This window comes from Streptomyces hirsutus (genome assembly GCF_001418415.1).
Lineage (GTDB): Bacteria > Actinomycetota > Actinomycetes > Streptomycetales > Streptomycetaceae > Streptomyces > Streptomyces hirsutus.
Genome location: NZ_LIQT01000226.1, coordinates 1 through 8,449 on the forward strand (window position 1 = coordinate 1; position 8,449 = coordinate 8,449).

The 8,449-nt window shown below is 71.2% G+C and carries 6 protein-coding genes; 2 read left to right on the forward strand and 4 right to left on the reverse strand.

Annotated elements, in window-relative coordinates:
- On the reverse strand, positions 1–1,184 hold a 1,184-nt coding region (locus AOK11_RS18020; protein WP_055594744.1), incomplete at its 3' end, for a phosphoenolpyruvate carboxykinase (GTP).
- Between the two features lie 445 nt (positions 1,185–1,629).
- On the opposite strand from AOK11_RS18020, the gene trhA reads away from it, so the two are divergent.
- Both trhA and AOK11_RS18030 read left to right on the forward strand, forming a co-directional pair.
- Complete coding sequence (gene trhA / locus AOK11_RS18025) at positions 1,630–2,361, forward strand: PAQR family membrane homeostasis protein TrhA (protein ID WP_055594745.1); 732 nt, start codon at positions 1,630–1,632, stop codon at positions 2,359–2,361.
- An 81-nt stretch (positions 2,362–2,442) separates the two neighbouring features.
- Positions 2,443–3,174, forward strand: a complete 732-nt coding sequence (locus AOK11_RS18030; protein WP_055594746.1) for a Mut7-C RNAse domain-containing protein — start codon at positions 2,443–2,445, stop codon at positions 3,172–3,174.
- Positions 3,175–3,224: 50 nt separating this feature from the next.
- On the opposite strand, the gene AOK11_RS18035 is transcribed toward AOK11_RS18030, so the two are convergent.
- From AOK11_RS18035 to AOK11_RS18045, 3 genes are all read right to left on the reverse strand, one after another.
- Complete coding sequence (locus AOK11_RS18035; RefSeq protein ID WP_055594747.1) at positions 3,225–5,672, reverse strand: galactose oxidase family protein; 2,448 nt, start codon at positions 5,670–5,672, stop codon at positions 3,225–3,227.
- The gene (locus AOK11_RS18040; RefSeq protein WP_055594748.1) at positions 5,669–6,904 is read right to left on the reverse strand and encodes a glycosyltransferase; all 1,236 of its coding nucleotides are present in this window, start codon (positions 6,902–6,904) and stop codon (positions 5,669–5,671) included. Before AOK11_RS18040 ends, AOK11_RS18035 begins: the two co-directional genes overlap by 4 nt.
- Positions 6,901–8,328, reverse strand: a 1,428-nt coding sequence (locus AOK11_RS18045; RefSeq protein WP_240497383.1) for an ArnT family glycosyltransferase, incomplete at its 5' end; no start/stop codon positions are given. The genes AOK11_RS18040 and AOK11_RS18045, both read right to left, overlap by 4 nt.
- Positions 8,329–8,449 lie beyond the last annotated feature (121 nt).

Sequence of the window (8,449 nt, forward strand, 5' to 3'; positions counted from 1 at the left end):
GCGGCGGGGGTGGTGAAGCGGGCGTTGGGGTGGGCGGCCGGGGTGCCCGACTCGGGCGTCCAGTCGTTGCCCTTCCAGTCGGTCAGGTGGGCCGGGGTCTCCTCGGTCATGCCCTCCCACCACACGTCTCCGTCGTCGGTGAGGGCGACGTTGGTGAAGACGGAGTTGCCCCACAGCGTCTTCATCGCGTTGGCGTTGGTGTGCTCACCGGTGCCGGGCGCGACGCCGAAGAAGCCGGCCTCGGGGTTGATCGCGTAGAGGCGGCCGTCCTCGCCGAACCGCATCCAGGCGATGTCGTCGCCGATCGTCTCGACGGTCCAGCCGGAGATCGTGGGCTCCAGCATGGCGAGGTTGGTCTTGCCGCAGGCGCTCGGGAAGGCGGCGGCGACGTACTTCGACTCCCCCTGCGGCGGGGTCAGCTTGAGGATCAGCATGTGCTCGGCGAGCCAGCCCTCGTCGCGGGCCATGACGGAGGCGATGCGCAGGGCGTAGCACTTCTTGCCGAGCAGGGCGTTGCCGCCGTAGCCGGAGCCGTAGGACCAGATCTCGCGGTCCTCGGGGAAGTGCGAGATGTACTTGGTTTGGTTGCAGGGCCAGGGCACGTCCTCCTGGCCGGGCTCCAGGGGAGCCCCGACGGAGTGCACGGCCTTGACGAAGAAGCCGTCGTCGCCGAGTTCGTCCAGGACGTCCTGGCCCATACGGGTCATGGTGCGCATGGAGACGGCGACGTACGCGGAGTCGGTGATCTCGACACCGATCGCGGACAGCGGCGAGCCGAGGGGGCCCATGCAGAAGGGCACGACGTACATCGTGCGGCCCTTCATGGAGCCGCGGAAGACGCCCTTCTCACCGGTGAAGATCTCCCGCATCTCGCCGGGGGCCTTCCAGTGGTTGGTGGGCCCGGCGTCCTCCTCCTTCTCGGAGCAGATGAAGGTGCGGTCCTCCACGCGGGCGACGTCGCTGGGGTCGGAGGCCGCGTAGTAGGAGTTGGGGCGCTTGATCGGGTCGAGTTTGCGGAACGTGCCCTTGTCGACCAGTTCCTCGCTCAGCCGCTGGTACTCGGCCTCGGAACCGTCGCACCAGACCACGTGGTCCGGCTGGGTCAGCTCGGCGATCTCGTTGACCCAGGAGATGAGTCCCTGGTGGGTGGTGGGGACGCTGGGAGCCGCGATGTCGCGCGCCACGATTGCTCCTAAGTGAGGGTTCTTTGTCTGGAGGGCCCCGTGGGGGCTGCGGCCCGGATGCTTCACGGTGGAGTCTTGGGCGCTCATCCGGTGCCGACCGCACTCATTTGATCCTCTGATGCGAGTGCCCATCTGTCCAGGGGGTCTCACATGTGAGCAGAGTGATGCTGGCCACGGTTTCCCGAAAGGCCGGGCACGCACGCTGGGTTTCTTTACGGACACGTTGCGTTCACCCGACCATCCCTTTACCACCTCGCCCGCGGCTCCCTCACGGCTCCCTCGGGAGGCTTCCGCGCGCGACCTCCCCCGCGCGGCCTTCCCGCCGGCCCGGGATGCGCCATGGGGCGTACTGGCGAGTACGTCCCGTGAGAGGATGGCCACTCCGGCGAGATCGATCCCGGTGCACCGACCTGTAACTTACGGTTCCGTAGGTACGATGGCGGCTATGACAGCGCTCGCCCCCGACGCACCCGACGCGCCTGACGCACCCGCAGGCCGACCGGCCGAAGGCCGCGGCCCGGTCCCGCTCTCCCTCCCCCACCCGGTCAAACCCAAGCTCCGCGGCTGGCTGCACCTGGGCATGTTCCCCGCCGCGCTGGTCGCCGGGCTGGTGCTCGTCGCCCTCGCCGACTCGACCCGGGGGCGCGTCGCCTGCGCGGTCTTCGCGCTGACGGCCTGCCTGCTGTTCGGCGTGAGCGCCCTGTACCACCGGGGCGACTGGAGCCCGCGCATGGACGGAGTGCTCCGCCGCCTCGATCACGCCAACATCTTCCTGATCATCGCCGGCACCTACACGCCGCTCACCCTGCTGCTCCTGCCGGAGGCCAAGGGCCAGTGGCTGCTGTGGGGCATCTGGGCGGCCGCCCTCGCCGGGATCGCCTTCCGCGTGTTCTGGGTGGGCGCCCCCCGCTGGCTCTACACCCCCTGCTACATCGCGATGGGCTGGGCCGCCGTCTTCTACCTCCCCGACTTCATGCGCACCGGCGGCATCGCCGTCCTGGTCCTGGTGATCGTGGGCGGTCTGCTCTACAGCGCGGGCGGGGTGATCTACGGCCTCCAGAAGCCCAACCCGTCACCGCGCTGGTTCGGCTTCCACGAGGTCTTCCACTCCTTCACCCTGGCCGCCTTCATCGCCCACTACGTGGGCATCTTCCTGGTGGCCTCCCAGCACGGATGAGTCGAGGAGCGCCCCGGGCCACCGGGCCGGGGCGCCCGGAAATCCCGGAGCCGCGGGCCCCGCGCATGACATCCTGGCCCGGTGAACGGTCCCGAGATCCACGTCGAGTTCGCCCCCGAACTGCTCGTCTTCGTCCCCCGGGCACGCACCACCGGCGCCACGACGGCCCCGGCCGACGGCGTCTCCAGCCTCGGTCACGTCGTCGAGTCCCTCGGCGTCCCGCTGACCGAGGTCGGCGCACTGCTCGTGGACGGCCACGAGGTGCCCGTCTCGCACCTGCCGGCCGCGGGCGAATCGGTCACCGTCCGCCCCGTCGCCCGCCCCCAGCGCGTACCCGGCGCCCCGCTCCGCTTCCTCCTCGACGTCCACCTCGGCACGCTGGCCCGCCGGCTGCGGCTGCTGGGCGTGGACACGGCGTACGAGTCGACGGACATCGGCGATCCCGCCCTGGCCGCCCGGTCCGCGTCCGAGAAGCGGGTGATGCTCAGCCGCGACCGCGGACTGCTGCGCCGCCGGGAACTGTGGGCCGGCGCGTTCGTCTACAGCACCGGGCCCGACGAGCAGCTCCCGTACGTCCTGGACCGGTTCCGGCCCGAGCTGCGCCCCTGGACCCGCTGCACCGCCTGCAACGGACTGCTCCGCGCCGCCACCAAGGACGAGGTCGCCGACCAGCTGAAGAGCGGCACGCACCGCTCGTACGACGTGTTCGCCCAGTGCGCCGCATGCGGCCGCGCCTACTGGCAGGGCGCGCACCACGACCAGCTGGAGGCGATCGTGGAACGCGCGCTGAGCCGGGTCGCCCAGGAGAACTGAGCGGCCCGGCCCGTTCGGCGGTGCGCCGCGCGGCTTCGTGCGGCCCGTCCTCAGCCGCGCCGGACGTCGCCCTTGCCGCAGGCGACGCCGTCCCGGTTCCGGTCCAGCCGCAGCGGGTCGTCCTTGCCGTTGACCTCGAGCGTGCCGTACTCGTTCTGCTCCAGCCAGGCGCAGCGGGCGGCGGCCGTCGCCCCGACCTCGGCCGGGAAGGCGGTCGGTACGCAGACGTCGGCCGAGCCGTAGTGCCGGTCGCAGCCCGAGACGGTCGGCGGGACCGGCTCCGCGGCGCGCTTCTTCCCGGGCCCGGTGACCTTGCCCGCCGGGGCCTCGGCGAAGTCGTGCACATGGGCGCCGGAGTCCTTGGCGGTCAGCGCCGCCGGGCCCTGGAGGTGCACCCACTCGGCGACCGAGGGCACGCCGTTGGCGTCCACCGCGAACAGCATGTACCAGCCGGGCGGCGCCAGATCGGGGTTGCTCGTCACGTTCAGGTCGACGGTGTTCTCGTCGTTTCCGTCCACGGACAGGGGCAGGTCCACGAACCGCTGGTTCGGGTCGGAGGAGTGGGTGACGGCCGCCGGGCGGATCAGCTCGGCCTTGGCGATGGGCCGGTCGACGGTGATCCGCTGGGTGTCGCCGTAGGTCCACTCGCTGTCGATCAGCGAGGTGATCACCGGCCGCTCGCCCTTGAACAGGTAGGACGGGCTGTAAACCGACACGTTGTGGTTCCAGCTGCCGTTGCCCGGGTTGTCGCCCGTGGTCATGACCCGGCCGTCGGGCAGCAGGAACGCCGAGGAGTGGTACCCGCGCGCCTCCGGATCGACGGCCACCGGGTCGAAGGTCTCCGAAGCAGGGTCGAAGACCGACGTCTCGAAGACCGGGTCGGCCCGGTTGTGCAGCCCGCCGCCGGTCTCCAGCACCTTGCCGTCGGGCAGCAGGACCGCGGAGAGGTACATCTTGCCCTGGTCGCCGGTCTGCGGCACCGGGCCGTCACCGTAGTCGACCGTGCCCTGCGGGATCGGCGGCCCCGCGACGTAGGAGGGGTTCGCCTCCTTGAGGTCGATGATGTCGGTCAGCCGGTTCGCGTTCGGGTTGGAGTCGATGTTGCCGCCGCCCAGGGTGAGCACCTTCTGGTCCTGCGCCGGGGGCAGCAGCACACTCGCCGACTGGTCCCGCTCGTCCTTGTTCCGCAGGCCCGGGACCTCGGTGACCGTGTTGGCGTCGTAGTCGTAGATCGCGGAGCCGGTGCCCGGGATGTTGTTGCCGAAGACATGGCTGCCCGAGTAGAACAGGCGCCCGTCCTGCATCAGGATCATCGACGGGTACAGGCCCCAGTACGACCAGGTCTGGTGGACCCGGTTCATCGGCAGCCACCGCTGCTCGGCGTCGGACCAGAGGTCGGCGGTGACCGAACCCGTGGAGTCCTCGCGCAGACCGCCGAAGCTGATCACGTCACCGTTGCCGAGGATCGTCGCCGACGGGTACCAGTGGCCGTCGTTCATGTCGTTGGTCCTGCTGTAGGTCTCGGTCTCCGGGTCGAAGACGTACGAGTCCTTGTAGCCCTGGTAGCCGATCGTGCCGTCGGCGGACGGGTAGCCCTTGTTGCCGCTCATCACCAGCACCCGGCCGTCCTGGAGTTGCACGTGTCCGGCGCAGAACATGTCGTCCGGCGTGGGGACGACCTCGTACGTGCCGTCCTCGGGGTCGTAGACGGCACTGGTGAAGGTGCCGGCCTCGAAGAGCTCCTCGCTGTTGCCGGAGCCCGCGATCAGCAGCACCTTGCCGTTGTGCAGCACCACGGAGTGCATCGAGCGGACCGGGTTCTGCGTGGGCAGCACCTCCCACCCGCCGTCGGCGCACTCCCGGGCGGTGCCGGTGCAGCCCGGCTCCGGGACCGGCTCGGTGACCTGCTCCATCGTGTAGTCGTCGGTGGTGGCCGCGCCGGTGCCGTAGACGGAGACGCCCCAGGAGATGCGGTCGGTGCCGGCCGGGACCTCCGGGGTGCGGACGGTGGCCTCGGTCCAGACGGCGGGCTGCATGTCCAGCGTCTTCAGGTCCGTCCAGTACTGCCAGCCGGCCGTCCCGTCGTGCCGGAACAGGGTGAGGGACGCGTCCGGGGTCGTCGACTTGTACCAGAGGCCCAGGTCGTACTGCTTGCCCGGCGTCACCACCGGCGCGCACGCGGCGGACTCGGTGATCAGCGCCTTGCGGTCGCCCTCGGTGCGGCGGGTCAGCTCGACCTTCATCGCCCTGTCGCCGGAGTGGGCGTCGGAGGTGGTGGTGAAGGAGAAGTCGTTGTCGCCCCAGCCGGACTTCTCCCAGCAGTGCGGCATGTCGTCCGCGCCGGCGGTCTCGAAGCCGGGGTTCGTGATCAGGTTGGCGGCCGAGGCGGGCTGCGGGGCGGTGAGGAGGAGACCGGTGGTCAGGGCACCGACGGCCAGCAGGGCGGTACGGCGTCCGGCTCGCGCAGGTGTTCTCGTACGGATCGTTCTCGCTCTCATACGGCGCTCCTTGCGGTGCGGCTCTCTTCGGTGCGGCTCTCTTGCGGACGACGCCTCGCGGTGCGGCCCTTCCCGGTGCGGTCCTTGCGGGGCAGGTACACCAGCGCCTCGGTGGCGGCGAAGCGCAGGACGAAGGTGGTGACGAGGGCCAGCGCGGTGGCCGGCAGGACGGCCGTCCCGAACGGGCCGACCAGCAGGGCGATCAGCGGCAGCCGCAGCAGCAGATCGGCGTTGGCCAGCAGCGCGAACCGCGCCGTGCGGTCGGCCCAGTGCCGGTGCCGCCGCCGCTCGCGGAACAGCAGTGTCTCGATCAGCAGGAAGTTCCAGGCCACGCCGAACTGGTTGGCGACGATCTCGGCCGGCAGGTAGTGCAGGCCCGCCCCGGTCAGCGCCCACAGCGCCAGCAGGTTGGGCACGAAGCCGGTCAGCCCGATCAGCCCGAAGGCGATCATGCGGGCCGGCGAGGACGCCATGCGCAGCCCGGCGAGGTGCCGCAGGAAGCGTAGCCCTTCCCTGGCGGTCGACTTGGACTCCCCGGCGAACCGGTCCCGGAAGACGAACGGCACCTCGCCGACCGTGCGGGGGCGGCTGCGGACGGCCAGTTCGAGGAGGATCTTGTAGCCGAGGGGCTTGAGGACATCGGCCGTGACGGCGCTGCGGCGGATGGCGAAGAAGCCGCTCATCGGGTCGCTGATGCCGCGCAGCCGCCGTGGGAACAGGGACTTGGCCAGCCAGGTCGCCCCGCGCGAGACGGCCACCCGGTAGCCACCGGCCAGCCCGGCGCGGCTGCCTCCCTCGATGTACCGGGAGGCGACGACCAGTTGGGCCTGCGCCCGCTCCCCCGTCGCCACCAGTTCCGGTACCAGGGAGGGCGGGTGCTGGCAGTCGCCGTCCATGACGACGACCCAGTCCGAGGAGGCCGCCCCGATGCCCTCCACGACGGCACCGCCGAGGCCGCCCACCGCCTCCTGGCGGTGCAGCACGGTCACCGGAAAGGGGCAGTCGCGGGCCGCCTCGCGGACGACGTCGGGGGTGTCGTCGGTGGAGTCGTCCACGAAGAGGACCTCGCAGGGCAGCCGGACCGGCACCGACTCGGTGATCAGCCGCAGCAACTGCCGCACGTTCGCCGACTCGTTGAACGTCGGCACGACGATCGTGACCGCGCCGGGCTCCGGCACACTCGCGGTGGCCGGGGCCTCCAGCTCGCCGGGGGCCGTGGACTCCTGGCTCATCGGGTACCTCCGGTGGCGACGACCTGGCGGATCTCGATACGGTCCGCGCCCGTGCCGAACACGGCGACCGGCTCCGAGTGCTCGATGGCCGCCTTGACGTTGGGCAGGTCCACCGCGTCGCGCCGCACGGTCGGCGAGGCGACCACGTAGTCGAGGTCCCGCCAGCCGCGCGGCATCGTCTTCGTCACCGCCGGGTCCAGGTCGGCCTTGTAGAACCAGATGACGCCGAGCCCCGGCCGGTACCCGGCGTGCACCAGGTCCAGCCACATCGCGTCGTCCACCAGCACCCGGGTGCCGCCCGGGTCGGCCACCTCGGTGGCCATCCAGTGCGACGCGGCCTCGTAGGGGGCGTTGGCGTCCGCGGTGACGGCGGTGCGGGCGCCGTCGTACCAGCGGGGCACGACGTAGGAGCAGGCGGCGAGGGCGAGGGCGGCGGCGAGCGCGTACCGGGCGTACCCGACGGACCGGTGCTCGGCGCCGGACCGCCACCGGCGCAGTACGGCGTGGGCGATGCTCGCGGTGCCGCCGGCGAGGACGAGCGCGAGGAACGGCAGTGCCTGGATCACGTACATGGCGGGCAGGTAGCCGCTCGGGCGCAGGGCGAGCGCGGCGAGGATCGCCACGGTCAGTGCCGGTCCGGCGAGCGCGCGGGCGGTGACCGACCAGCGCCAGGTGGCGAGCAGCAGCAGCGCGCCGGCCAGGCCGCCCAGCGGCAGCACCCGGTCGTAGTACAGCCAGGACTGCAGGACGCCCCACGAGCCGGAGCCTTGGTCGAGGATGAATCCCGAACCGGGTCTGGTCAGCTGGTACTGGACGCCCTCCCACAGGGAGACGTGTCCGCCGCCCGGGAACAGCTCGCCCTTGAGCAGCGCGAACAGCGGATACGAGAACCCGATCAGCGCGCAGGCCGTGACGGCTCCGGTCAGCGCGAACTTGCGGGTGTCCCGGTGGCTGTGCAGCCACGCGGTGACGAACAGGGCGGGCAGGACGACGAGCATCGTCTCCTTGGTGAGCACCGCCGTGGCGGCGGCGATCCCGGCGCCGAAGTGGTGCCAGAGGTGACGGCTCGGGGAGGCGGCGAGGGTGAACGCGAGCAGCGTCCACATCACCGCGAGGTTGTCGAGGAAGATCTCGCGCTGGAGCACCACCGACAGCGGGGACAGCCCGAACAGGAGCATGCCGAGGCCGGCTGCCCAGCGGGGCAGCGCGAACCGTCGTCCGAGGACGTAGACGAGGACCGCGCTGATACCGCTGATCAGCAGCATCACGGCCCGCATGGTGCCGACGGTCATCGACTCGGGGCTGATCATCGCGGGGATCCAGGTCAGCACGGCGAGCTGGATCCAGCCGAAGGGCGGGTGGTCGTACCAGTAGGTGTAGTGGGCGAGGCCCCTGCCCTCCTGGACGGCCCAGGCCTGGGCGAGNNCGGATAGGAGCCGATGTTCCAGCCCTGGACGACGAGGATCGCCACCAGGAGGACACCGCACAGGAGGAGGTCGGAGCGGGAGGAGCGCAGGCGGCTCGGCGGTCCCGGCGGCCGGCGGG

Excerpts from the sequence above, each read along its gene's own strand:
- trhA (WP_055594745.1), top strand. The coding sequence starts at position 1,630 with ATGACAGCGCTCGCCCCCGACGCACCCGACGCGCCTGACGCACCCGCA.
- AOK11_RS18040 (WP_055594748.1), bottom strand. The coding sequence starts at position 6,904 with ATGAGCCAGGAGTCCACGGCCCCCGGCGAGCTGGAGGCCCCGGCCACC.
- AOK11_RS18035 (WP_055594747.1), bottom strand. The coding sequence starts at position 5,672 with ATGAGAGCGAGAACGATCCGTACGAGAACACCTGCGCGAGCCGGACGC.